General features: G+C 68.6%; 24 protein-coding genes. 15 read left to right on the forward strand and 9 right to left on the reverse strand.

From position 1 onward, the window contains the following. Positions 1-81 precede the first annotated feature (81 nt). A complete protein-coding gene (locus tag ACIPC1_RS06905) occupies positions 82-1,503 on the reverse strand; it encodes a cation:dicarboxylate symporter family transporter (RefSeq protein WP_402514834.1) in 1,422 nt (473 codons plus the stop codon). Between the two features lie 237 nt (positions 1,504-1,740). Between ACIPC1_RS06905 and ACIPC1_RS06910 the strand changes: the two genes are divergently transcribed. Both ACIPC1_RS06910 and ACIPC1_RS06915 read left to right on the forward strand, forming a co-directional pair. Beyond that, the gene (locus tag ACIPC1_RS06910) at positions 1,741-3,720 is read left to right on the forward strand and encodes an ATP-binding protein (RefSeq protein WP_402513971.1); all 1,980 of its coding nucleotides are present in this window, start codon (positions 1,741-1,743) and stop codon (positions 3,718-3,720) included. Next, complete coding sequence (locus ACIPC1_RS06915; RefSeq protein WP_384392959.1) at positions 3,717-4,397, forward strand: response regulator; 681 nt, start codon at positions 3,717-3,719, stop codon at positions 4,395-4,397. Before ACIPC1_RS06910 ends, ACIPC1_RS06915 begins: the two co-directional genes overlap by 4 nt. A 15-nt stretch (positions 4,398-4,412) precedes the next feature. Here the strand turns inward: ACIPC1_RS06915 and ACIPC1_RS06920 are convergent, their stop codons facing one another. Continuing rightward, positions 4,413-4,751 (reverse strand): hypothetical protein, encoded by a 339-nt coding sequence (locus tag ACIPC1_RS06920; protein ID WP_402513974.1) that lies wholly within the window; start codon positions 4,749-4,751, stop codon positions 4,413-4,415. 337 nt (positions 4,752-5,088) lie between these two features. Here ACIPC1_RS06920 and ACIPC1_RS06925 point away from each other — a divergent pair, with 337 nt between their 5' ends. Genes ACIPC1_RS06925 through ACIPC1_RS06935 form a run of 3 tightly spaced genes read left to right on the forward strand, consistent with a single transcriptional unit; the run spans position 5,089 to position 8,241 of the window. Continuing rightward, positions 5,089-6,453: an extracellular solute-binding protein gene (locus ACIPC1_RS06925; RefSeq protein ID WP_402513976.1), complete on the forward strand. Its 1,365-nt coding sequence runs from the start codon at positions 5,089-5,091 to the stop codon at positions 6,451-6,453. Next, on the forward strand, positions 6,450-7,382 hold the full coding sequence (locus ACIPC1_RS06930; protein ID WP_402513978.1) for a carbohydrate ABC transporter permease: 933 nt from the start codon (positions 6,450-6,452) through the stop codon (positions 7,380-7,382). The genes ACIPC1_RS06925 and ACIPC1_RS06930 overlap by 4 nt, the downstream gene beginning before the upstream one ends. Before the next feature lies 1 nt (position 7,383). Further along, positions 7,384-8,241 carry a carbohydrate ABC transporter permease gene (locus ACIPC1_RS06935; RefSeq protein WP_402513981.1) on the forward strand — a complete coding sequence of 286 codons (858 nt, stop codon included), beginning with the start codon at positions 7,384-7,386 and terminating at the stop codon, positions 8,239-8,241. A gap of 5 nt (positions 8,242-8,246) precedes the next feature. Here the strand turns inward: ACIPC1_RS06935 and ACIPC1_RS06940 are convergent, their stop codons facing one another. Then, positions 8,247-8,777, reverse strand: a complete 531-nt coding sequence (locus ACIPC1_RS06940; RefSeq protein ID WP_402513983.1) for an ATP-binding protein — start codon at positions 8,775-8,777, stop codon at positions 8,247-8,249. Between the two features lie 282 nt (positions 8,778-9,059). Here ACIPC1_RS06940 and ACIPC1_RS06945 point away from each other — a divergent pair, with 282 nt between their 5' ends. From ACIPC1_RS06945 to ACIPC1_RS06965, 5 genes are all read left to right on the forward strand, one after another. Continuing rightward, positions 9,060-9,911: a helix-turn-helix domain-containing protein gene (locus tag ACIPC1_RS06945; protein ID WP_402513985.1), complete on the forward strand. Its 852-nt coding sequence runs from the start codon at positions 9,060-9,062 to the stop codon at positions 9,909-9,911. A gap of 9 nt (positions 9,912-9,920) precedes the next feature. Beyond that, positions 9,921-10,118, forward strand: coding sequence for a hypothetical protein (locus ACIPC1_RS06950; protein ID WP_402513987.1), 198 nt, complete (start codon positions 9,921-9,923; stop codon positions 10,116-10,118). A 61-nt stretch (positions 10,119-10,179) separates the two neighbouring features. Continuing rightward, positions 10,180-10,794 (forward strand): TIR domain-containing protein, encoded by a 615-nt coding sequence (locus tag ACIPC1_RS06955; protein ID WP_402513989.1) that lies wholly within the window; start codon positions 10,180-10,182, stop codon positions 10,792-10,794. A gap of 59 nt (positions 10,795-10,853) precedes the next feature. Beyond that, a complete protein-coding gene (locus ACIPC1_RS06960) occupies positions 10,854-11,957 on the forward strand; it encodes a PQQ-binding-like beta-propeller repeat protein (protein WP_402513991.1) in 1,104 nt (367 codons plus the stop codon). Positions 11,958-12,065: 108 nt separating this feature from the next. After that, a complete protein-coding gene (locus tag ACIPC1_RS06965; RefSeq protein ID WP_402513993.1) occupies positions 12,066-12,575 on the forward strand; it encodes a pyridoxamine 5'-phosphate oxidase family protein in 510 nt (169 codons plus the stop codon). Between the two features lie 48 nt (positions 12,576-12,623). On the opposite strand, the gene ACIPC1_RS06970 is transcribed toward ACIPC1_RS06965, so the two are convergent. Then, positions 12,624-13,193 carry a dienelactone hydrolase family protein gene (locus ACIPC1_RS06970; RefSeq protein ID WP_402513996.1) on the reverse strand — a complete coding sequence of 190 codons (570 nt, stop codon included), beginning with the start codon at positions 13,191-13,193 and terminating at the stop codon, positions 12,624-12,626. 57 nt (positions 13,194-13,250) lie between these two features. Between ACIPC1_RS06970 and ACIPC1_RS06975 the strand changes: the two genes are divergently transcribed. Further along, positions 13,251-13,832 carry an ArsR/SmtB family transcription factor gene (locus ACIPC1_RS06975; RefSeq protein ID WP_402513998.1) on the forward strand — a complete coding sequence of 194 codons (582 nt, stop codon included), beginning with the start codon at positions 13,251-13,253 and terminating at the stop codon, positions 13,830-13,832. Positions 13,833-13,949: 117 nt separating this feature from the next. Here the strand turns inward: ACIPC1_RS06975 and ACIPC1_RS06980 are convergent, their stop codons facing one another. Both ACIPC1_RS06980 and ACIPC1_RS06985 read right to left on the reverse strand, forming a co-directional pair. Next, a complete protein-coding gene (locus ACIPC1_RS06980) occupies positions 13,950-14,288 on the reverse strand; it encodes a PRC-barrel domain containing protein (RefSeq protein ID WP_402514835.1) in 339 nt (112 codons plus the stop codon). A 227-nt stretch (positions 14,289-14,515) separates the two neighbouring features. Continuing rightward, positions 14,516-14,689, reverse strand: a complete 174-nt coding sequence (locus tag ACIPC1_RS06985; RefSeq protein WP_384390141.1) for a hydrophobic protein — start codon at positions 14,687-14,689, stop codon at positions 14,516-14,518. A gap of 514 nt (positions 14,690-15,203) precedes the next feature. On the opposite strand from ACIPC1_RS06985, the gene ACIPC1_RS06990 reads away from it, so the two are divergent. After that, the gene (locus tag ACIPC1_RS06990; protein ID WP_402514838.1) at positions 15,204-15,833 is read left to right on the forward strand and encodes a helix-turn-helix domain-containing protein; all 630 of its coding nucleotides are present in this window, start codon (positions 15,204-15,206) and stop codon (positions 15,831-15,833) included. A 33-nt stretch (positions 15,834-15,866) separates the two neighbouring features. Here the strand turns inward: ACIPC1_RS06990 and ACIPC1_RS06995 are convergent, their stop codons facing one another. Next, entirely contained in the window at positions 15,867-16,895 is a 1,029-nt protein-coding gene (locus tag ACIPC1_RS06995) for an ATP-dependent 6-phosphofructokinase (RefSeq protein ID WP_402514001.1), read from the reverse strand. Positions 16,896-17,153: 258 nt separating this feature from the next. Between ACIPC1_RS06995 and pta the strand changes: the two genes are divergently transcribed. The 3 genes from pta (at position 17,154) to pyk (ending at position 22,137) form a co-directional block, all read left to right on the forward strand. After that, the gene (pta, locus tag ACIPC1_RS07000; RefSeq protein WP_402514002.1) at positions 17,154-19,244 is read left to right on the forward strand and encodes a phosphate acetyltransferase; all 2,091 of its coding nucleotides are present in this window, start codon (positions 17,154-17,156) and stop codon (positions 19,242-19,244) included. A gap of 38 nt (positions 19,245-19,282) precedes the next feature. Continuing rightward, positions 19,283-20,506 (forward strand): acetate kinase, encoded by a 1,224-nt coding sequence (locus ACIPC1_RS07005; protein ID WP_402514841.1) that lies wholly within the window; start codon positions 19,283-19,285, stop codon positions 20,504-20,506. A gap of 197 nt (positions 20,507-20,703) precedes the next feature. Continuing rightward, positions 20,704-22,137 (forward strand): pyruvate kinase, encoded by a 1,434-nt coding sequence (gene pyk / locus ACIPC1_RS07010; RefSeq protein WP_402514004.1) that lies wholly within the window; start codon positions 20,704-20,706, stop codon positions 22,135-22,137. 91 nt (positions 22,138-22,228) lie between these two features. On the opposite strand, the gene ACIPC1_RS07015 is transcribed toward pyk, so the two are convergent. Further along, positions 22,229-23,515 (reverse strand): hypothetical protein, encoded by a 1,287-nt coding sequence (locus ACIPC1_RS07015; RefSeq protein WP_402514007.1) that lies wholly within the window; start codon positions 23,513-23,515, stop codon positions 22,229-22,231. Then, a complete protein-coding gene (locus tag ACIPC1_RS07020) occupies positions 23,505-24,098 on the reverse strand; it encodes a DUF6114 domain-containing protein (RefSeq protein WP_402514009.1) in 594 nt (197 codons plus the stop codon). The genes ACIPC1_RS07015 and ACIPC1_RS07020 overlap by 11 nt, the downstream gene beginning before the upstream one ends. Positions 24,099-24,212: the final 114 nt, after the last annotated feature.

Below are 24,212 nucleotides of genomic sequence, written 5' to 3' on the forward strand. Positions count from 1 at the left end.
CCTGGCCGCTCGGCGTTCTGGGGAGGGGGTGTCCCGGTCCCCGGTTCGCGGGCGCCCCGTTCAGGAGGGCACCCGCGAGGCTTATGCCTTGGCGAGTTCCTTCTCGCCGCCCTGCTCCGGGACGTCCGCGTCGGCCGGAACCACGGTGTCCTCGTCATCGTCCAGCAGGGTCTTCTCGTCGAACGGCAGCTCACCGGCGAGGACACGGTTCACGCGGTCCATGTCGATCTCCTTCGTCCAGGTGCCGATCAGGACGGTGGCGACGGAGTTGCCCGCGAAGTTCGTCAGAGCGCGCGCCTCACTCATGAAGCGGTCGATGCCGACGATCAGGCCGATGCCGTCCACCAGGGCGGGCTTGTGCGCCTGGAGGCCGCCGGCCAGGGTCGCTATGCCGGCGCCGGTGACACCGGCGGCGCCCTTCGAGGCGACGAAGAGGAAGAGCAGCAGCGGGATCTGCTCGCCGATCGACATCGGCGTACCCATGGCGTCGGCGATGAACAGCGAGGCCATGGTCATGTAGATCATGGTGCCGTCGAGGTTGAAGGAGTAGCCGGTCGGGATGGTGATGCCGACCACCGGCTTGCTGACGCCCAGGTGCTCCATCTTCGCGATGACCCGCGGCAGCGCGGACTCGGAGGAGGAGGTCGAGAGGATCAGCAGGAACTCACGGCCCAAATACTTGAACAGCGTGAGGATGTTCAGGCCGGAAACGATCCGCAGCAGCGCGCCGAGCACGATGAAGACGAACAGGAAGCACGTGGCGTAGAAGCCGAGCATCAGGACGGCGAGGCTCTTCAGGGCGTCGACACCCGCAGAGCCGACCACGGCGGCCATGGCGCCGAAGGCGCCGATCGGGGCGGCCCACATCACCATGCCGAGGATGCGGAAGACGAGCCGCTGGATGTGCTCGACACCGCGCAGGACCGGCTGGCCGACGGGGCCCATGGCCTGCAACGCGAAGCCGGTGAGCAGCGCGATGAGCAGGGTCTGCAGGACCTCGCCCTCGGTGAAGGCGGACACGATCGTCGTCGGGATGATGCCGAGCCGGAAGTCGGTGGTGTCCTTGGCCTCCGCGTCGACCTGCGCGTGCCCGACATCCTTGATCGCGTCGGTGACGGCGAGGCCGGTGCCCGGCTCCAGGATGTTGCCGACGACCAGGCCGATGCTCAGCGCGACCAGCGACATGACCGTGAAGTAGGCCAGTGCGATACCACCGACGGCGCCGACCTTGGCGGCCTTGCGTACGGAGCCGATGCCCAGCACGATCGTGCAGAAGATGATGGGGGAGATCATCATCTTGATGAGGTTCACGAAGCCGGTGCCGATGGGCTTGAGCTCGACCGCGAAGTCGGGAGCGATCAGGCCGACGGCGATACCGACGATCACGGCGCCGATCACGGCGATGTAGAGATAGTGGGTGCGGTCCCGCTTTACGGCGGGTGCGGCAGGTGCGGTTTGCGGGGTGCTGGCCACGGCTGCCCTCCTTGACGACGTCGTCGGCATCATCCGGCGTGCGGCTCACGACCGGCGGAACCCGGTGTGCGGCTCACGACCGGGGATCCGGAAGTCGCGCCTCCAGAACCCGGGAGGCGGATTCCCGGGTGGATCCGGGAGACAAGGCTCCCGGCCTGTCCTGGAGGCGCACTCCCAGGGGATGCGGTGACTATCTCCCGCCTTGTGAGGGCGGTCACCCTTCCGTTCATTTAGTTCACACTTATACGTGGAGGGAGACTGTTAGCCATGCGCCTGCCCCGCGTCCCCAGACCCCGCAGCCTCGCCGGTCAGCTCTTCGGCATGCAGGCCGTGCTGATCGCGGTGCTCGTCGCCGGGTACGCGCTGTTCAGCTACGTCAGCGACCGCGGCCAGGCCGAGGAGTCCGCGGGTCGCCAGGCCATGGCCGTGGCCGGCTCGGTCGCCGACTCTCCTTCGGTACGCGAGGCGATCCACACCACCGACCCGACGAAGACCCTCCAGCCGTACGCCCTCCGCGTGCAGGCGGACACGGACGTCGACTTCGTCACGATCATGGACACGCACGGCATCCGCTGGACCCACCCCGACGAGACGCTGATCGGCAAGCACTTCCTCGGCAACATCGGCCCCGCGCTGGAGGGCAGGGCCTTCACGGAGACGTACACGGGCACGCTGGGTCCATCCGTTCGCGCGGTGGTTCCGATCCGGGACAACGACAAGATCATCGGCCTGGTCAGCGCCGGTATCAAGGTCGAGGTGATCACCGCCCGCGTGCAGGACCAGGTGACGGCGCTCCTCGGGGTCGCGGTGGGCGCCCTGGCCCTCGGCGGTCTCGGCACGTACGTCATCAACGCCCGGCTGCGCCGCTCCACCCACGGGATGAACGCGGCCGAGCTGAGCCACATGCACGACTACCACCAGGCCGCGCTGCACGCCGTACGCGAGGGTCTGCTGATGCTGGACGGGCAGTTCAAGGTGGCGCTCATCAACGACGGCGGGCGCGAGCTGCTCGGGGTGAGCGGCGATGTGGTCGGCCGTTCCGTGGCCGAGCTCGGGCTGCCCGCACCGCTGACGGGCGCGCTGCTGTCGGCGGAGCCGCGGGTGGACGAGGTGCACCTGACCGCGAACCGCGTCCTGGTGGTGAACACCTCCCCGGTCTCCGGCGGCGACCGCCGCGGCACCGTCGTGACCTTGCGTGACGTCACCGAACTCCAGTCCCTGATGGGCGAGCTGGACTCGGAGCGCGGCTTCACCCTGGCGCTGCGCTCACAGGCGCACGAGGCCGCGAACCGCCTCCACACGGTGGTGTCGCTCATCGAGCTGGGCCGCGCCGAGGAGGCCGTCGAGTTCGCCACGGCGGAGCTGGAACTGGCCCAGACACTCACCGACCAGGTGGTCGCGGCGGTCAGCGAACCGGTGCTCGCCGCCCTGCTGCTCGGCAAGGCCGCGCAGGCCAACGAGCGGGGAGTGGAACTCGTGGTCTCCCAGGACAGCGCCATCGACGACGGACTCCTGCCGGACTCCCTGTCCGCCCGCGACCTGGTAACGGTCCTGGGGAATCTCATCGACAACGCGGTGGACGCGGCGCAGGGGACGGTGGGCGCGCGGGTCACCGTGACGGCGTTCACGGACGCCGACGGGCTGGTGCTGCGGGTCGCCGACACCGGTGCGGGGGTCGACCCCGCTCACGCGGAGGCGGTCTTCCAGCGCGGCTGGTCGACCAAGCCGTCGGGGCCCGGCGGCCGGGGCCTGGGGCTGGCTCTCGTACGACAGGCCGTGAGCAGGCACGACGGCACCTTGACGGTGGCGGAGGCCGCCGGGGGTGGGGCGGAGTTCGAGGCGCGGCTGCCGTTGCCTACGGTGTCCTCGACGCCGAGTACCGCGGCGTCCGGGGCCGGGGCATCCGCCACGGCGTCCGGGGCCGGGGCATCGACCACGACGTCCCGGGCCGGGGCATCGACCACGAAGTCCGAGGCCGACACACCCACTTCGACATCCGAGACCAGGCCACCCACCACGACATCCAAGGCCGACACACCCACCACGACATCCGGGGCCGACGCATCCGCCGCGGCGTCCGGGGCCGAGGTCTCGACCACGCCGACCGCGCCGACCCGACAGCAGGACGACCGGCCCGAGCCCACCCAGTCCGCTCAGCCCTTCCAGACCGCGCAGCCCTTCCAGACCGCCCACGCCGCCCAGACCCCTCACCCCGCCCAGCCCGCCTTGCCTGGAGGCGACGTATGACGACCGACCCCATCCGCGTACTCGTCGTCGAGGACGACCCGGTCGCCGCCGACGCCCACGTCATGTACGTCGGCCGCGTGCCCGGCTTCACGGCTGTCGGCAAGGCGCACACGGGTGCGGAGGCACGGCGCGCGCTGGACCGTACGCCGGTGGATCTGCTGCTGCTCGACCTGCATCTGCCGGACACGCACGGCCTACAGCTCGCCCGCTCGCTGCGCGCCGCCGGCTATCACGCGGACGTGATAGCGGTGACGTCGGCTAGGGATCTGGCGGTCGTACGGGAGGGTGTGTCGCTCGGGGTCGTCCAGTACGTCCTGAAGCCCTTCACCTTCGCCACACTGCGTGACCGCCTGATCCGGTATGCGGAGTTCCACGCGGCGGCGGGCGAGGCGAGCGGCCAGGACGAGGTGGACCGCGCCCTGGCCACCCTGCGCGCGCCTGGCCCGGCGGCGCTCCCCAAGGGCCTGAGCGCCCCCACCCTCGAACGCGTCACCGTCACCCTGCGGGACTGCGGCGAGGGCCTCACGGCGGCCGGGATCGCCGAGTTGGTCGGCATCTCCCGGATCACCGCCCGGCGCTACCTCGAACACCTGGTGGAGTCGGGACGGGCGGCGCGGGCCCCGCAGTACGGGCAGGTGGGCCGGCCGGAGCTGCAGTACCGGTGGGTGAAGGGCTAGAACCTGGGCGGGTCGTCAATGGTCTCGTGGACGAGGTGGTCGTATGCGCGTGATCGCGGCGAAGACCACGAGGGCCGCCAGGCTCCCGCACACGAGGCCGGAATAGTCGGCCCAGTCGGGGTCGGCCGGTGCGGGCGTTCCCCAGCGCACCAGCCTGCCGACGGACCAGAGGACCAGCAGACCGGTTATGAAGGCCGGCCAGCGGTTCCGCACACCTTTGGTGACGTCGTCGATCATCGCCAACACGGTCCAGAGAGCGATGAGGTCCACGAACTCCGTCCAACCGACGGCCACGATCCCCGCCCCCGCTGCCGCGAAGAAGAACCAGCTCCAGACAAGGGGCCGGATCGGCACGACGTCTCGCAACTCCCCCCGTGGAAACCAGAAGAACCGGCGCACACGCTCGACAAACCCGCGATCCCCGTCGTACGACGTCATGCCGCCCCCCAGCGTGGCCCGTTCACCTCGTACGAGGTAGACCCATGGCGGCGGACGAAGGTTGCGCGTACGACTCGACCCGCATCGCGAGCCCGAGCGTGGCCGGCGCCTCCGCAATGGACAACACCAGCAGTCCTGTCGCGACTTGACCAGCCGCTGCAAGGTCATTGACCTGACATACTCCCGCCTCTTACGTTCGCCGGGCATACAAGTCTTGACCGACAACGATGTCGGTCAGTAGGAGGTCGTGCCCGTGCGCCCCACCGCCGCCCCACTTCTCCTCGTCGCGTTGCTCACCGCGACCACCCTCACGGCCTGCGGGTCAGGGTCCGGCAGCGATCCGGACACCGTGAAGGTCGCCTACAAACAGTCGACCGACAACGCGATCCGAGTGCCGGACATCTACCTGGGTGAGATGAAGAAGCAGTTCGAGACAGCGAACCCCGGCAAAACGATCGAGCTTGTCCCGATCAAGGCTGCGGATTCCGAGTACTACACCAAGATCCAGCAGATGTTGAGATCGCCGAAGACGGCCCCCGATCTGGTCTACGAGGACACCTTCCTCATCAACTCGGACATCACCAGCGGCTACTTGAAGCCCCTGGACTCCTACCTCGACAAGTGGCCGGACTGGGACCAGTTCATCGACACGGCGAAGACGGCGGCCAAGGCGGAGGACGGGAAGACGTACGGCGTTCCGGACGGGACGGACACCCGGGGCCTCTGGTTCGACAAGGCCATCTTCAAGAAGGCGGGCCTGCCGAGCGACTGGCAGCCGAAGACCTGGGACGAGGTCCTCGACGCGGCCCGCACGATCAAGGAGAAGGTTCCCGGCGTCACACCCCTGAACGTCTACACGGGCAAGCCCGCCGGTGAGGCCGCCACCATGCAGGGCTTCGAGATGCTGCTGTACGGCACGGGGGACGGAACCACGGATCCCCTGTACGACACCGCCTCCAAGAAGTGGATCGCCGGCAGCCAGGCCTTCAAGGACTCCCTCGCCTTCGTGGAGACGGTCTTCAAGGAGAAGCTGGGCCCGGAGGTCTCCGACGCCCTCGACCCCAACATCTCCACCACGGTCCGCGGCGAGTTGCTGCCCGAGGGCAAGCTCGGCATCAACCTCGACGGCAGCTGGCTCCCGCAGGACTGGCTGGCGGGGGCGGGCCACGAATGGCCCGAGTGGTCCGACAAGCTCGGTCTCGCGTACATGCCGACGCAGAACGGCCAGGCTCCCGGCAAGGTGAGCATGTCCGGCGGCTGGACCTGGTCGATTCCGGCCAAGTCGTCCAACCCCGACCTGGCCTTCAAGTTCATCGAGACGATGCAGACCAAGGCGAACGCGCAGAAGTGGTACATCGCCAACTCCGGTATCGCGGTACGGAAGGACGTCGCCGCCGACCCGGCGTACGTGGCGGCGCAGCCCGGCATCAAGTTCTTCACGGACCTGGTCGCGAGCACGCACTACCGGCCCGCGTACCCGGCGTACCCGAAGGTCTCCACCGCCATCCAGGAGGCCATGGAGGGCGTGACAACGGGCGACAGTTCGGTCGAGAAGGCGGCGAGCGGATACGACGAGGAACTGAAGACGGCCACCGACGACCAAGTGGTCACCAAGTGAGCGTGAGTACGCCGGTGGCACCTCAGGTACGTCCTCCGGACACGAAGGTCGCCTCCCCTCGCCGGGGAGGCCTCCGTCGCGCCGTCGTCCGGGCGCTCCCGGTCTCCCCCGCCGTCATCCTGCTCGTCCTCTTCCTCGCGGGCCCGATCGGCTACTGCGCCTACATCGCCTTCACGGACCTGCAGTTGACGGGCCAGGCCCATGCGTCGTTCGTCGGCTTCGACAACTTCCGGGCGGCGTTCCAGGACGAGGCGTTCCTGAACGCGGTCTGGCTGACGCTGGTGTTCACGGTGCTGTCGTCGCTGGTCGGGCAGAACACGCTGGGGCTGGCACTGGCCGCACTGATGCAGCGAGCGTCCAAGCCGGTACGGACGGTGGTGGGCGGGATCGTGATCACGGCGTGGGTGCTGCCGGAGGTGGTCGCGGGGTTCCTGCTGTACGCCTTCTTCCGGCGGGAAGGGACCTTGAACGCCATCCTTGACTGGCTCCATCTCCCGTCCCAGAACTGGTTGTTCACCCTGCCCATCCTGGCGGTGTCGTTCGCGAACGTCTGGCGGGGCACGGCCTTCTCGATGCTCGTCTACTCCGCCGCGCTGAATGAAATCCCGAAGGAGATCACGGAGGCGGCGGAGGTGGACGGGGCGGGGGGCTGGCGGCGGATGTGGCACATCACCCTCCCGATGATCCGCCGCTCCATCGGCACGAATCTCATGCTCAACACGCTCCAGACCCTCTCCGTCTTCGGGCTGATCTGGGTGATGACCCGGGGCGGGCCGAGCGGCAAGAGCCAGACCCTCCCGCTGTTCATGTACGAGCAGGCCTTCCAGAAGAGCATGATCGGGTACGGGACGGCGGTGGCGTTGCTGCTCCTGGTCGTCGGCTCACTGTTCTCGCTCGTGTACATGCGACTGCTGCGGACGGAGGTCTGAGATGGCCATTCAGCTTGCTCGTACGCCCTTCAGTTCCCGGCGGCGCTCCACCCGGCGGCTGGCGGCGGACGCCGGACTCCTCGCCCTGGCCGCCGCGTTCGCGCTGCCGCTGGTCTGGGTGGTCCTGTCCGCGCTCGACCCACACGCGGGCCTGCGGGTGCAGGCCCCCGACAGCCTCACGCTGGACAACTTCGACGCGGTCCTGAAACCGGACATCACCTTCACCCCGCTGCTCAACAGCCTCATCCTCTGCGGAGGCGGAACGCTGCTGACGGTGATCTGCTCGACACTCGCCGCCTATCCACTGTCCCGTTTCCGATCGCGGCTGAACCGGCCTTTCCTGCTGACCATCCTGTTCGCGACGAGTCTGCCGATCACGGCCATCATGGTGCCGGTGTACGCCCTGTTCGTTCAGGTGAACCTGATCGACACCATGCAGGGCACGATCTTCTTCTTCGCGGCCTCTCAACTACCTTTCGCCATTTGGCTGATGAAGAACTTCATGGACGGGGTCCCGAAGGAGCTGGAGGAGGCGGCCTGGACGGACGGGGCGTCATCGTTCCAGTCGCTGTTGCGGATCGTGCTGCCGCTGATGGGACCGGGCGTGGCCGTGGTCACGGTGTTCTCGTTCGTGATGATGTGGGGCAACTTCTTCGTCCCCTTCATGCTGCTGCTCACGCCGGATCAAATGCCCGCGTCGGTGAGCATCAATGACTTCTTCGGGAATCGGGGGACCGTGGTCTATGGGCAGTTGGCGGCGTTCTCGATCATCTACTCGACCCCGGTGATCTTGTTGTATGTGCTGGTGGCCAAGCGACTGGGCGGGGGGTTTGCTCTGGGCGGGGCGGTCAAGGGGTGAGAGCGTCACCCCTTCCGAACCTCAACTCCAATCCCAACCCCCACCGCCGCAAAGTCCCGAGCCCCTCGCCAGGGCAACACCGCCCACATCCGTGTCCCACCCCCGGGCTCCCGGGCCTCCCCGAACCCCCACTCCCCCTCACAAACCCGCACCACGCACGCCAACACCCGCAGCGCCGCCCGCCTTCGCGCATCGCAGGCCGCCGCCAGCCGGGGATGACTGTGTCGCGGATGCCCGTCGTAGAGGATCACCCGCAACGCCCCCTCCCGAAAACGCAGCGACACATACACCGAAGCGTCCGGCGTGAACCGGCAGGCGCAGGCCGCCAGTTCAGCCACCACCTGCACCGCCGCCTCCGTCATGTCCTCCAGCCCGTGCGCCTGAAGAGCCACCTGGGTCGCCGCCCGCGCGATCCGCGAACTCACCGGCCCGGCGGGCAACGTGAAGCTGTACGCGAGCGTGTCCGGGGACGGCGGTGCGGCGTCCCCGACCTCGGCGGAGATGGGGCAGGCCGAGACGGCCGGCGATGAGGACATGACGAACTCCCTTGAGATCCAGCGGACATGACGATGTGCGTACGGCTCGACCAGTGGCCTGTCTCCCTGACACGAGCCCACCCCTCCCAGGGCAGGGAGAACGCGGGCAGGCTCGCGCGATGCGCTTCCGAACGACGCCGAGCCGTAAGCGACTTGTCACTGACTGTAGGGCTTAATGGGGTACGTGTGCCACCTAGTCGCTCACATTGCCTCCGGTGAAGTGGACCGGCGCGCGGCGCACAGTGCAGACTGATCCCCGACCAATCGGGGAGGAAGGTGCCGATGCCGACACGGCCCGCGCCGACGGAACGTCAGAAGCGCCTGGGCGCCGAGCTGCGCAAGATGCGACTCGCGGCTGATCTGACCACGGAGTACGCCGCCGGACTCCTCGGGCTGGACCGGACGAAGGTCTCCAACATGGAGTCGGGCGTCCGGGCCACGTCACCCGATCGGATCCGGATACTCGCCAGCAACTACGACTGCGCGGACGAGGCCTACGTCAGCGCGCTGGTAGCCCTCGCCGACTCGCGCAAGCGGGGCTGGTGGGACAAGTTCAAGGGAACACTGCCCCAAGGCCTGCTGGACGTTGCCGAGTTGGAGTGGTTCGCCTCCCGCCTCCGGAGCTATCAGACCGTTCACATCCCTGGGCTCCTCCAACTCAGTGGATACGCCCGCGCCGTCTTCGACTCAGCGCTGCCGCCGCTGCCCAAGTCGGAGGTCGAACTACGCGTCGTGCAACGCCTGCAGCGTCAGCAGGTGCTCGATCGCGACGACCCCGTCGAGTACGTCGCGTACGTGCACGAGTGGGCCCTGCGCATGCAGTTCGGCGGGCGTCGCACCACCCGTGAGCAGCTTGCGCACCTGTGCGAGGCGTCCGAGCGCGAACACGTCGAGCTGCGCGTACTCCCCGTCGAGGCCGGAGCCTTCCCCGGTGCCGGGCACGCCGTTCTGTACGCGAGCGGTGCCGTCCCCCAACTGGACACCGTCCAGCTGGACTCCGCACACGGCGGCGAGTTCACCCACGCGGACGCCCAACTCGCCAAGTACCGTGCCCACATGGACTGGTGGCACTCCCACACCCTGAGTCCGGAGCACTCACGCGACCTCATCCACGCCATCGCCCAGCAACTTTGAGGAGCCCCCATGCCCGAGATCATCTGGGAAGAGCCCTACTGCGCCGAGGGAAACAACTGCTTCCGCATAGGCACCGACCCCGACCCCGCCGGCAACGCCTACATAGCCATCGCCGGCCAGGAGGACCACTACCTCACCGACACCCGCGAAGCCCTCCGCACCCTCATCCGGGACATCAAGGCCGGAAAGGCCGACCACCTCCTCTAGGGCCTGTCCGGTGTTCGAAAAGCACACGCCACGGCGTGCCCCCGTGGCGCACCATGAGCTCATGCGCACCCGACTTTCGTACCAGCAGCAGGACGAGCGACCAGCGTCTTCGCTGGCGGCCGCGCTGAGGCGTGTCGGGGCCGACCTCGTACTCGACGCGTGGACGACGGGCTCGGACGACTCCCCTGCGTCCCGCAGCATGGCGTGCCCCTCCGCCGATACGGACGACGCCGTTGTCCTCCTGTGGTCGGCCGCCGCCGGAACCGCGTGGGGCGAGGCCCTGACAGAATCCGGCCTGCCGAGCGGGCTCACCGGCACCGGCGAGGCCCGCCTCGTGCCCGTCCGCCTCTACGACACGCCGCTGCCGCCCTCCCTGGGCAGCCTGCGTCACGTACGCTTTGCGAGGGGCGCGGACCGTATGGCAGACGCGGCGGCGGCCATGATCGTGCACATCGGTTCAACCGCCGTGCCCGCGCCCACCGTTCGGGGCAACGTCTCCGAAAGCGTCTTGTCCATCAGCGACTTCGGCCGACTGGGCCTTTTCGCGGCCTGTCCGCGGTGCGGAGTGAGCAGTGACCGGCTGCGCCCGTACGTGACTGTCGACCACCTCAGCGACCGGGCCCTGGACCTGGTCATCTGCGGCGCGTGCGGCTGGCAGGACGCCTGCGACATCTGACTCCGCTGAACCGGAAGACAGACCTCTGACGAAACGAAACCACGCGACACGGGGGGGCCATGGTGCCAAAGCGAAACCGGCGCCGACGGGGAAACGGGCGCCCACGCGAGGGGATCCAGCTCCGTACCCCGGTCCCACTGGCCGCAACCGAGCGAACCGGAACCGTGGGAACCGGAACCGTGCGATGGCGGGTGCACGTAGGAGGCTTGATGCGCTCTGCGCCGTACGTCACCGATGGGACCGTCTATGTCACCGGCCGGGGCGTGTGTGCCGTGGACGCGGCCGACGGATCCATCCGGTGGACCAATGCCGACGCCGGAGGCACGGGTTCTCCCACCGTGGCCGGGGACACCGTCTATGCCGCCGGCTGGCGCGAGTTGTTCGCCCTCGACGCCGCCGACGGCCGGCCCCGCTGGCGCAGGCGGATGAGGTGGATCTCCCGCAGCCGGCCCGTCGTCGCGAACGGGCTGGTCCACTACATCAACGCCGGCCGGTACCTGCGGACCGTGGACGCGGCGACCGGACGCCGCCGCTGGAGGGCGAAGTACCAGGGCAGGGGCTGGGGGATGGAGTCGGCGCCCGTGCTCGCCGACGGCATCCTCTACGCGGCCAGCAAGGACGGGATCGTCTGGGCGTTCGACCCGGCGACGGGCAAGGTCCGCTGGAAAGAGCCCGTCTACAGCCAGTCCCCTGCCACCCCGCTGCTGCACGACGGCACCCTCTACGTGGGGGGTGGGCTGGGTCCGCACGTACGGGCGCTGGACGCCGCCACCGGTGCACTCCGCTGGCACATGATGGTCGATTCCGTCGGCAGCGTCGGGACCACGCCCGCGATCTCCGGCAACACCCTGTACGTCGGCTGCCAGGACCACCGGCTGTGGGCACTGAACGCCACCACCGGCGCCATCAGGTGGCGCGTCAGCACGGACGGCCCCATCGGCTCCTCCCCCGTGGTGGCGGACGGCACGGTGTACTTCGGGAGCGACGACGGCCACCTGTGGGCGATCAGCGCGGAGAACGGCCGTGTGCGGTGGAAGGTGAAGACGGGCGGCCCGGTGATGTCGTCCCCGGTCGTGGCCGACGGCGTGGTCTACGTCGGCAGCGGGGACGGATACCTGTACGCGATAGAGGCGAGCCCGGCCCCGGGCGGACCGTTGCCGTAGAGCCACGGATACCGCCCTGGAGAGACCCGGAGTTGCGGCGCATCGGTCGCTGGGAGTAGGTCCTGCGCCCCAGGCGGATACGCGCCTGCTTGGCTAGGGTCGGTCCGCATGGAGACCACAGGAATCGTTGGCCGCCAGACGGCGGAGCGCGTGCGCGACGCTCTGGAGCGGCTCGTTGCCGAGCGGGACGTATGGGTGTCGACGGCTCACCCTGATCACGGGCCGCACCAGGTGCCGCTGTGGTTCCTGTGGGATGGGCGAGCCGTGTGGATGTGCACCAGCGCAACTTCCGTGACTGCACGGAACGTCCGCAAAGAGCCGCGCGTGCGCCTGGCGCTACCGGACACCCTCGACGTGGTGCTCCTCCAGGGTGAGGCGGAGTGCTTCCCGGACCAGGAGGTGCCCGAAGGCGCAGCGGAGGCGTTCGCCGACAAGTTCGGGTGGGATCCCCGCGTGGAAGAGGGGGCCTTTCTGTATGTACGAGTGCTCCCGAGGACCGTGCGCGCTTGGCGCGGCGAGCCGGAACTACGCGGGAGAGTCATCATGCGCGACGGGATGTGGCTGGAACAACGGCCGTCCCCGTCCCCGTCCACCCCGCGACGCCAAGCACGCACCTGACGCCATGAGGCCGCCCTCCGGGCGACGACGGAAAGTGTCGGACAGGGTCTAGCGCGAGCCGAGGAACCCGATCGTCCGCTGGGTCAGGAGCTTGGTGGCGTCCAGGTCGTGGGACGGCAGCGAGTTGTCCGTGAACAGGTGCTGGTCTCCGGGGTACAGGAACAACTCCGCGTCGGCCGAATCGGAGACGAGCGCGCGGGCAGCGTCGATGTCCTCGACGAAGAACGGATCGGCCTCCATCGCATGCACCTGCACCGGCACACCGTTGGGCCATGCCGCGCCGAACTCCGAGACGGGGATGCAGGCGTGGAACAGGAGCGCGCCCCGCGCGCCCGGCCGCGTCTGCGCCAGCTTCTGGGCGGGCAGCACACCGAGTGAGAAGCCGGCGTAAACGGCGTCCTGCGGCAGGAGTTCGGCCGCGCGGACGCCGCGCTCGATTATCTCGCCGAAGCCGATCTGCTCGACGTAGCCCTGGCCCTCGTCGAGGGAGTCGAAGGTGCGTCCGTCGAAAAGGTCGGGCGTGTGGACGGTGTGGCCGACCGCGCGCAGCTCGTCGGCGAAAACGGCGACCCCCGGTGTCAGCCCCTGCGAGTGATGGAACAGTACGACCTCTGTCATGCCCAAACCCCTTGCTGGTGGGTAGCGAATGATCCGGAAGTCTAGAATAATCGAAGAGTGTCGAACAATACCCGTCTCCCCGACTACGAGCTCTCCGACGTCACAGATGTGACAGCCCCGGCCCAGCTCCGCGCGCTGGCCAACCCCCTGCGCAACTCCATCCTTGAGCTGCTCCTCGAACGCGCCGCGACGGTGACCGAGCTGGCCGCTGCACTCGGCCGCCCCAAGAGCACGGTCGCGCACCACGTGAGCGCCCTGGTGGATGCCCAGCTGCTGAAAGTCGTGCGGACCCGCCGAGTGCGGGCCATCGACGAGCGCTACTACGGCCGCACGGCGCGCATCTTCCGCGTCGGTACGGTCAGCCCCACCGAGGGGGCCGAGGCGCCCTATTGCAACAACGATCTCGCCACGGCCGCGGCCGAGTCGGTCCCCGCACACCAGGCAGACGAACTTTCCTCCATCGTGCGGCATGTGCGGATCCCGCGGGACCAGGCCCGCGAGTTCTGGGCGCGGGTGCTGGACCTTGCCAACGACTACGCGCAACTGCCGCGCGGAGGCGATGTGGTGTACGGCTTCGCTGCCGGGCTCTACCCGACCGACCATCCGGCGCTGCCAGAGGCAGAGTCTGCGGCGGACTGACCTGTACCGCAGGTCGTGTCATCCGAGAACTGCAGGAACCAAGAACCACAAACACGGTGTCGGCCGACCCCCGGAGGAGCCGGCCGACACCGCGTACAGGTGGCGTCTGATCAGATGTCAATCGCGCGGGGCGCCGTAGTAGCCACCGACCTGCTCGTGGTAGCCCGCATCCCCGATGTGCTTGTCCTTGTCGAACTCCGGCGAGTTCTTGATCTCTTCCTTCGTACGGCCGACGAAGACCTTCTTGTCGGTCGTGTCCACGCTGGTGATGGTGCCGGCCGGCAGCAGCACGTGCTTGCCGAAGATCCACACACCGGTGTCGACGACGATGTAGGCGGAGCCGACCTCCTCGGAGTACTTGTCGACCTTGCCGATGTGGCCGTCGGTCGCCTCCACCTTGAAGCCCGTCAGATCCAGGCCTGCCTGGTAACCCGACGTCGGCTGGTAACCCCACATGTCCGTCACGATGAATCCCTTCGTTCAGCTGTACAGAATTACCCCGGACGCTGGTGAGCGCCGGTGTCTTTGCTGACGGGAGGCGGGTTCCCGATACGGTCCCCGCCATGCACAGGAAATCTGGTTGAAATCCGTGCGGTCCGTCGGGGGCGGCGCACTACCCGGCCTTATCAGCCACGGTCATTTGCGCGCCGAACCCTCATTCCTACTGCGCGCGAACCCGCCGCCTACCAGCGGTACCAGCGGCTACGCTTGCCTCCACCGCCGGCCGCGGGCCTGAGGACGAACCCCAACACCCACACCACGAGAACAATCACCGCTATCCACCACAGTGCTTTCAGTGCGAATCCCGCACCGAAAAGAATGAGAGCGAGAAGAAGAACGAGAAGCAGGGGAACCATGATTATCAACCTCCGGACAATCATGTGCCCTGCCTCTGAACGGTCATGCCCACCGATTTCCGGGTTTGAGTCCGCTATTCGGGGTTATAGGGTGCGCCGCTATCGTTCTTCCTCAACCGGCAGGGAGTGCCCTGACCAGCACACGCGGTGAGTCGGAAGGGTCCGAGGCGACCGCCACCCCACGGCTGCTTCCGTGCAGCGAGAAGGGCCGCTGGAAACGCCGCTCCGCCACGCGGCGGCTGCGGGAGACGGCCGTGCCCCCGCTCCCATCCGCCGGTTTCTGTAGACCGCGTCCGGACGACTGCCGTAGCCGGGACGCCACCGGCGTGATCTTCCGCCACCGCAGATCGACGGCCAAAACCGTATGTTCCTACAATCCGTGATTGTGGCCGAACAGACCGTAGTCACCGCCGCCCCCGGCCCATACCTTGACCGCGTGCACCGACCGCAGGCCCATCAGCCCACCCCGCCCTTCAACGCCCCGGCCGCCCGCAGACTGCGGGCGGCGCTAGGAATGGGGCCCGAGCATGTCGCGTACGGGATGCGAGCCTCGTACGGACTTCCCCACGTCACCCCGGACCTGGTCGCCGCCTGGGAACGCGGGATCGCCGAGCCGAGTGCGCCCGAACTCACCGCGCTCGCGGGCGTGTTGTGGTGCTCGCAGGGTGAACTCATCGGCGCGCCGAGGACCTTGCGCGAGCACCGCGTCGCACGCGGCCTCGCCGCCGACGACCTCGCACGCTCCGTCGGCCTCGAACTCCTCGCGTACCAGCGGATGGAGGAGTCAGGCGAGTGGCGCGGCAACGAGCGGCAGTCGGCCACGCTCGCCGAGGTCCTCGACCTCTCGCTGCGCGACTTCGTCACGGTGACGGGGCGCGACGACAAACTCGCGGAGCTGCTGCGCAGCGCGATGACGACGCGCTGGCAGGCGTACGTCCGCCCGGTCGCCAAAATGGTGTCCCTTGACCGGCGTCTCCTGGAGAACGTCCTGGAGGAGATGCACACCGACTACCAGGGGCAGATGGTCGCCTCGCTGAGCTGGGGCGACGGTTCGGCCGCCACCGACGCCGGCGAGTCGGGCCGGGACTTCCTGGACCGGATCGTCGACCACTTCTGGTCGATGGTCCAGAGAACCACGTACTGAAGCCCCGAGCCTGATCACTAGGAGAGACGACCTCTAGAACACCGACTCCGCCTCGTCCATCCGGTCCTTCGGCACCGTCTTCAGCTCGGCGGTCGCGTCCGCCAGTGGCACCATCTCGATCTCGGTGCCGCGCAGGGCCGTCATCCGGCCGAACTCGCCGCGGTGGGCGGCCTCGACGGCGTGCCAGCCGAAGCGGGTGGCGAGTACGCGGTCGTACGCGGTCGGCGTACCGCCGCGCTGGATGTGGCCGAGGATGACCGGCTTGGCCTCCTTGCCGAGGCGCCGTTCCAGCTCGAACGCGAGGGCCGTGCCGATGCCCTGGAAGCGCTCGTGGCCGAACTTGTCGATCGCGCCGTGGCCGTAGTCCATGGTGCCCTCGGCGGGGTGCGCGCCCTCGGCGACGCAGATGACGGCGAACTTCTTGCCGCGCGCGAAGCGTTCCTCGACCATCGCGACCAGGTCGGCCGGGTCGAAGGGGCGCTCGGGCAGGCAGATGCCGTGGGCGCCGGCCGCCATGCCGGACTCCAGGGCGATCCAGCCGGCGTGCCGGCCCATGACCTCGACGACCATCACGCGCTGGTGGGACTCGGCGGTGGTCTTCAGCCGGTCCATCGCCTCGGTGGCGACGCCCACCGCCGTGTCGAAGCCGAAGGTCCGGTCCGTGCCCGAGATGTCGTTGTCGATCGTCTTCGGAACGCCGACGACGGGGAGGCCTCCGGAGTCCGAGAGCATCCGGGCGGCGGTCAGCGTGCCCTCGCCGCCGATCGGGATGAGCACGTCGATGCCGAATTCACGGGCCATGTCCTGCGCGTTCTCGCAGGCCTCCCGGAGCCGGTCGCGCTGCAGACGGGAGGAGCCGAGGATGGTGCCGCCGCGGGCGAGAATGCCGCTGACTCCGTCGAGGTCGAGGGTGCGGAAGCGGCCTTCGAGCAGGCCGGCGTAACCGTCCTCGAAGCCGACGACCTCGTCCCCGTAGTTGGTGACCGCTCGGTGCACGACCGACCGGATCACTGCGTTCAGGCCAGGACAGTCGCCGCCTGCGGTGAGAACTCCGATGCGCATCGTGCTGTTTCTCCTGCTCGCTGCCGGTACGTGTGAGCCGGTCCGATTCTTTCACGGCGCGAAGGGCATCGTCGCTTCCGTACGCCCCACCAGGACGTTCTCCCTGGCGGGCGCCCTAGCCACCCACAGAGGTATTGTCAAGAGGCTCCCGCTCACCTTAGTGGGCTATTTGCCGAGCCCCAAAAAACACCGCCAGAACCGCTGACAACAGTCTCCCGACGAAGAGACGACGAAGAGACGAACGGATGGAGAGCACGCGTGACGCGCAGCGTGTACGTGACCGGGATCGACCGCGGCGACGGCCGCCAGGTCGTCGAGCTGGGAGTCATGGAACTCCTGACCCGCCAGGTCGACCGGGTGGGGGTGTTCCGTCCGCTCGTGCACGACGGTCCGGACCGGCTCTTCGAGCTGCTGCGCGCCCGCTACCGCCTCACCCAGGACCCGGCGACGGTCTACGGCATGGACTACCACGAGGCATCCGCGCTCCAGGCCGAGCAGGGCACGGACGAGCTGGTGTCCACACTGGTCGACCGTTTTCATCTCGTCGCCCGTGACTACGACGTCGTCCTCGTCCTCGGCACCGACTTCGCCGACACCCAGTTCCCCGACGAACTGGCGCTCAACGCCCGTCTGGCGAACGAGTTCGGCGCGTCCGTCATCCCGGTCGTCGGCGGCCGGGGGCAGACCTCGGAGTCCGTACGCGCCGAAACGCGCAACGCCTACCGCGCGTACGACGGACTCGGCTGCGACGTTCTCGCGATGATCGTGAACCGGGTCGCCCCCGCCGACCGCGCCGGGATACACGAGCGGCTCGACAGCCGTCTCCCGGTGCCCAGTTACGTACTCCCGGACGAGCCCGCGCTCTCCGCGCCCACCGTCGCGCAGATCACCCAGGCGCTCGGCGGCACGGTGCTCCTCGGCGACAGTGCGGGGCTCGCGCGCGACGCGCTCGACTTCGTCTTCGGCGGCGCGATGCTGCCGAACTTCCTGGGCGCCCTGACCCCCGGCTGTCTGGTCGTCACCCCCGGCGACCGCGCCGACCTGGTCATCGGCTCCCTCGCCGCGCACAGTGCGGGCACCCCGCCCATCGCCGGCGTCCTGCTCACCCTCAACGAGCGGCCCACCGACGAGATCCTCACCCTCGCGGCCCGCCTCGCGCCCGGCACCCCGGTCGTCTCGGTGGCCGGCAACTCCTTCCCCACCGCGACCGAACTCTTCGGCCTGGAAGGGAAGTTGAACGCCGCGACGCCGAGGAAGGCGGAGACGGCGCTCGGACTCTTCGAGCGGTACGTGGACACCAGCGACCTCCTCAAGCGCGTCTCCGCGCCGAGCAGCGACCGCCTCACGCCCATGATGTTCGAGCACAAGCTCCTGGAGCAGGCCCGCTCCGACAAGCGCCGTGTCGTGCTGCCGGAAGGCACCGAGGAGCGCGTCCTGCACGCCGCCGAGGTGCTGCTGCGCCGGGGAGTCTGCGACCTGACACTGCTCGGCCCCCTCGACCAGATCCGCAAGAAGGCCGCCGACCTCGGCATCGACCTCGGCGCCACCCAGCTCATCGACCCGGCGACCTCCGAACTGCGCGACCGCTTCGCGGAGAAGTACGCCGAACTGCGCGCGCACCGGGGTGTCAGCGTCGAGCTGGCGTACGACGTCGTCGCCGACGTGAACTACTTCGGGACGCTGATGGTGCAGGAGGGCCTCGCCGACGGCATGGTGTCGGGCTGCGTGCACTCCACCGCCGCCACCATCCGGCCCGCCTTCGAGATCATCAAGACCAAGCCGGACACGAAGATCGTGTCCTCCGTCTTCTTCATGTGCCTCGCCGACAAGGTCCTCGTCTACGGCGACTGCGCGGTCAACCCGGACCCGAACGCCGAGCAGCTCTGCGACATCGCCATCCAGTCGGCCACCACCGCCGGGCAGTTCGGCGTCGAGCCGCGGATCGCGATGCTGTCGTACTCGACGGGTACGTCCGGCACGGGCGCCGACGTCGACAAGGTGCGCGAGGCGACCGAGCTGGTGCGACTGCGCCGCCCCGAGCTGCGGATCGAGGGGCCGATCCAGTACGACGCGGCCGTCGAGCCGTCCGTCGCGGCCACCAAGATGCCGGAGTCGGAGGTCGCCGGGCAGGCGTCCGTGCTGATCTTCCCGGACCTCAACACCGGCAACAACACCTACAAGGCCGTGCAGCGCTCGGCCGGCGCGATCGCCGTCGGCCCGGTCCTCCAGGGCCTGCGCAAGCCCGTCAACGACCTGTCACGCGGTGCGCTCGTCCAGGACATCGTGAACACCGTCGCCATCACGGCGATCCAGGCCCAGAGCCCGAGCGAGAAGGCAACCGCCCAGTGAGCTCCCACCCGTCGCCCACCACCGCCCTACCCGACGAGCTGCGCCCGGCCGCCCTTGCTTCCCGCGTCCTCGTCCTCAACTCCGGCTCCTCGTCGGTGAAGTACCAGCTGCTCGACATGCGGGACAGCAGCCGACTGGCGGTGGGTCTCATCGAGCGCATCGGCGAGGAGACCTCACGGCTCAAGCACACCCCGCTGCTCGGCGGGGAGACCCGCGAGCAGACCGCCCCCATCGCCGACCACGAGACCGCCCTCAAGGCCGTCGCCGCGGAACTGGCCAGGGACGGGCTGGGCCTGGACTCCCCCGAGCTGCTCGCGATCGGCCACCGGGTCGTACACGGCGGCAAGTCCTTCACCGAACCGACGGTCATCGACGACGCCGTGATCGCCGAGATCGAGCGGCTGATCCCGGTGGCGCCCCTGCACAACCCGGCCAACCTCACCGGCATCCGCACCGCCCGGGCAATGCGCCCCGACCTCCCCCAGGTCGCCGTCTTCGACACCGCGTTCCACACGACGATGCCGGAGGCCGCGGCGCGCTACGCGATCGACGTGAAGACCGCCGACGAGTACCGCATCCGCCGGTACGGGTTCCACGGCACCTCGCACGCGTACGTGTCGCGGGAGACCGCGAAGCTCCTTGGCAAGGCACCGGAGGAGGTGAACGTCATCGTGCTGCACCTCGGCAACGGGGCGTCGGCCTCCGCGGTGCGGGGCGGCCGGTGCGTGGACACCTCGATGGGGCTCACGCCCTTGGAGGGGCTCGTGATGGGTACCCGCTCCGGAGACATGGATCCGGCGGTCATCTTCCATTTGATGCGCGTTGGGGGGTTGTCCACCGACGAGATCGACACTTTGCTGAACAAGCAGAGCGGGCTGATCGGCCTGTGCGGCGACAACGACATGCGCGAGATCCGCCGTCGTGTCGACGAGGGTGACGAGCAGGCCCGGCTCGCCTTCGACATCTACATCCACCGCCTGAAGAAGTACATCGGCGCCTACTACGCGGTCCTCGGCCGGGTGGACGCCGTCGCCTTCACCGCCGGAGTCGGGGAGAACGCCGCCCCGGTGCGCGAGGCGGCGATCGCCGGCCTGGAGGAGCTGGGCCTGGCGGTCGAGGACGACCTGAACGCCGTACGAGCGGATAGACCCAGGCTCATCTCGCCGCAGTACGCGCGCGTCGCGGTCGCCGTGGTGCCGACGGACGAGGAACTGGAGATCGCGACACAGACCTACGCGCTGGTCGGAGAGCGCGATGCGTGAGCCCGGGAGAGATAAGCCTGGGACCGAGACGGACAAGCCTGAGGCCGAGACGGACAAGCCTGAGTCCACGAGAGATATGCCCGAGTCCGGCGAGAGATACGAGAGATATGAGGGATACGTCTGAGCGCCCGTCCGCCCATTTGTATCTTCCGCCAGACGGAATATTCCGTAGCGAAACAAACCGATAGGATCGCCTTATGCGCCGTTCGAAAATCGTTTGTACTCTCGGCCCCGCGGTCGACTCCCACGAGCAGCTCGTCGCGCTGATCGAGGCCGGCATGAACGTGGCCCGCTTCAACTTCAGCCACGGCACTCACGCCGATCACCAGGGGCGTTACGACCGCGTCCGCGCCGCCGCCGCCGAGACCGGCAAGGCCATCGGTGTGCTCGCCGACCTCCAGGGGCCCAAGATCCGCCTGGAGACCTTCGCCGAGGGACCCGTCGAGCTGGTGCGCGGTGACGAGTTCACCATCACCACCGAGGACGTCGCGGGCGACAAGTCGATCTGCGGCACGACCTACAAGGGCCTGCCCGGCGACGTCTCCAAGGGCGACCAGATCCTCATCAACGACGGCAACGTCGAGCTGAGGGTCGTCGAGGTCGACGGCCCCCGGGTCAAGTCGATCGTCGTCGAGGGCGGCGTGATCTCCGACCACAAGGGCATCAACCTGCCCGGCACCGCCGTGAACGTGCCCGCGCTGTCCGACAAGGACGTCGAGGACCTGCGCTTCGCCCTGCGGATGGGCTGCGACATGGTCGCCCTGTCCTTCGTGCGCGACGCCCACGACGTGAACGACGTCCACAAGGTGATGGACGAGGAGGGCCGCCGGGTCCCCGTCATCGCCAAGGTGGAGAAGCCGCAGGCGGTCGAGAACATGGAGGGCGTCGTCGCGGCGTTCGACTCCGTCATGGTGGCCCGCGGCGACCTGGCCGTCGAGTACCCGCTGGAGAAGGTCCCGATGGTGCAGAAGCGCCTCGTGGAGCTCTGCCGCCGCAACGCCAAGCCGGTGATCGTCGCGACCCAGATGATGGAGTCGATGATCACCAACTCCCGCCCCACGCGCGCCGAGGCGTCCGACGTCGCCAACGCGATCCTCGACGGCGCCGACGCGGTCATGCTGTCCGCCGAGTCGTCGGTGGGCGCGTACCCGATCGAGACGGTCAAGACGATGTCGAGGATCGTCGTGGCGGCCGAGGAGGAGCTCCTCTCCAAGGGCCTCCAGCCCCTGGTCCCCGGCAAGAAGCCGCGCACGCAGGGCGGTTCGGTCGCCCGCGCCGCCTGCGAGATCGCCGACTTCCTCGGCGGCAAGGGCCTGGTCGCCTTCACCAAGTCCGGCGACACCGCCCGCCGCCTCTCCCGCTACCGCGCCTCCCAGCCGATCCTCGCCTTCACCACGGACGAGGGCACCCGCAACCAGCTCACCCTGAGCTGGGGCGTCGAGTCCCACGTCGTGCCCTTCGTGCACAGCACCGACGAAATGGTCGACCTCGTCGACCAGGAACTCCAGAAGCTCAACATCTTCAACGACGGCGACATCGTCGTCATGACCGCCGGCTCGCCTCCTGGCGTCCCCGGTACGACGAACATGGTCCGCGTGCACCACCTGGGCGAGAGCGCCCGCACGGTCTGACCTGCGGCGGTGCTCGTACGGCACTGAGGGCGCCCCCTGTGACAGGGGGCGCCCTCAGTATGTTGCGGCTCCCGGATGGGCTTGAAGGGGCTCAGTCCTGGTACGTGTGCATGCTGGGTATGGTCAGCGTGCCGCCGAACTGGCCCGCCTGGACGACCTTCACGTCGGTGAAGTAGATCAGCGGGATGTTCAACGGCGGAGGGTGCTCCGGGTCGAACGTGATCGGTATCAGGCCGAACAGCTTGCCGGAGATGCTTTCGGTGTACATGACCGTGTCGCCGTCACGGATGGTGGACGTCGTGCCCTTGCCCGCCTGCACGTGGTAGGTCTTGTCGGCATGCTTGTCGATCACCGTCTGGTGCAGATCACCGATGTCGGTGCCACCGGAGATCACGTACTTCAGGACCTTCTTGACCGTGCCGTCAGCGGTCTTCACCTGCACGACGCCCTGGTAGTCGGCACCCTTGAGCAGCAGCGAACTGGCGTTGAGATACCAGGGGTCGTCGGGCAGGATGACCGGGTTGTCGACATTGCCCTCTGCGTCGGTGGAGACAGGACAGTCCGCCGCGTCGGTGCTTGCGCTCGCGGACGGGCTGGGGCTGGGGCTGGCGGACGAAGTGGCCTCGTCGGCCGGCTCCTTGGACGCCTTCGTGCTTCCCTCGGCCGCCTTGGACGCCGTGTCGGTGGTGTCCTTCGCCGGCTTCTCGGCCGTGTCCGTGGCGGTGTCGGAGCTGTCGCTGCCCGACGTGTCCTCACTCGCGCTCGCCGAGGGCGTGGCGGACGGCGTCGGAGTGGCGCTCGCCGTCTCGTCGGGCGTGAGGATGTCCTTGAGGGCGTCGCCGATGCCCAGCGGGTCCAGCGGGTTGCTGGTGCTCTCGGACGCCGAGGGGGTCGCCGTGGCCGTGTCGGCCGCGCTTCCGCTGCTCTGGGAGGTCTTGCTCGCCGACGGCGTGGGCTCGGCCTCGTCGTCGGAACCTGAATCCGACGAAGGGGCCTCGCCCGTACCCGAGGACGGCGTGGCGGAAGGGCTCGGCTCGGTCTCGTCGGCGGACTCGGAGGCGCTCGCCGAAGCGGAGGCGGACGCGGAGGGCGACGCGGAGGCCGACGCGTCCTCGCCGGCCAGGAGCTCGACGCAGGCCTGGTACTCCTCGGCCGTCAGGCTCTTCGAGGTGCTCGGCTGGTCGTCGGCGTTCGCGAGAGTCGCCGTAAAACCTATCCCCATGATGACGGCGGTCGGCATCGCCGCGAAGGCCACGGCCCTGCCTGCCGGCACGTGGAACCTGGTGGACAGCGGCTTCTTCGGGGCGGCGTGCCGCGGCCCTGTTTTCGTACGGGGCATGGCCGCGGAGTCGTCCTGGGACACCTCGTCAGTCGGCACGGTACCCCCCGCCGTTGCCGCTGCCGTTGTCGGCTCCGGCGCTCTCGGTCAACTGCTCGCCCGGCTCCGGCGCGCCCGCGTCGGTCGTACCTGCGGCATCGCTGTCGGCGGGAGCGGTTCCTTCGTGCGTACCCCCCGCCGGGCCGTGCTTCCGCGACCGCCTGGTCTTCGCGCCGTCGGCCGACGCGTCGGCGGGCACCCAGGAGACGGAGAGCGCGCCGCCGATCAGCGAGAACAGGAAGCCGAGAATGAAGCCGCCGATGTTGGAGACCACCAGGGACACCAGTCCGAGGACGATCGCGGCGACACCGGCGAAGACACGTGTCGCCTGCTGGAACCACATGGTCAGGCCCAGCGTGAACAGCAGAACACCGATGATCAGCGAGCCGGCACCCGCGGTGGTCGCCATGGCGAGCGACATGCTGCCCAGTTTGAGGGTGGCGTACGGGAAGTAGGCGATCGGCACCCCGCCGATCAGGGTGAACAGACCGGCCCAGAACGGCCGGTTACCCCGCCAGTCACGGAATCGCAGACGCGTGCGGGTGAAGTACCCGCTGCTCTGGACCGGAGTCTCGGCACTCATGGAAAAAAGCTCCCTGGGTCCGGTGGAAGTACGTACCGGCTCGGCCGTGGGGTGGTGAAGCCGGAAAGTATGGGCGAAAGCACCCGGTGTGGGGCATCGGGCGGGTGCGCGGGG

The organism is Streptomyces sp. NPDC087263 (genome assembly GCF_044744645.1).
In the GTDB taxonomy this organism is placed as follows: domain Bacteria; phylum Actinomycetota; class Actinomycetes; order Streptomycetales; family Streptomycetaceae; genus Streptomyces.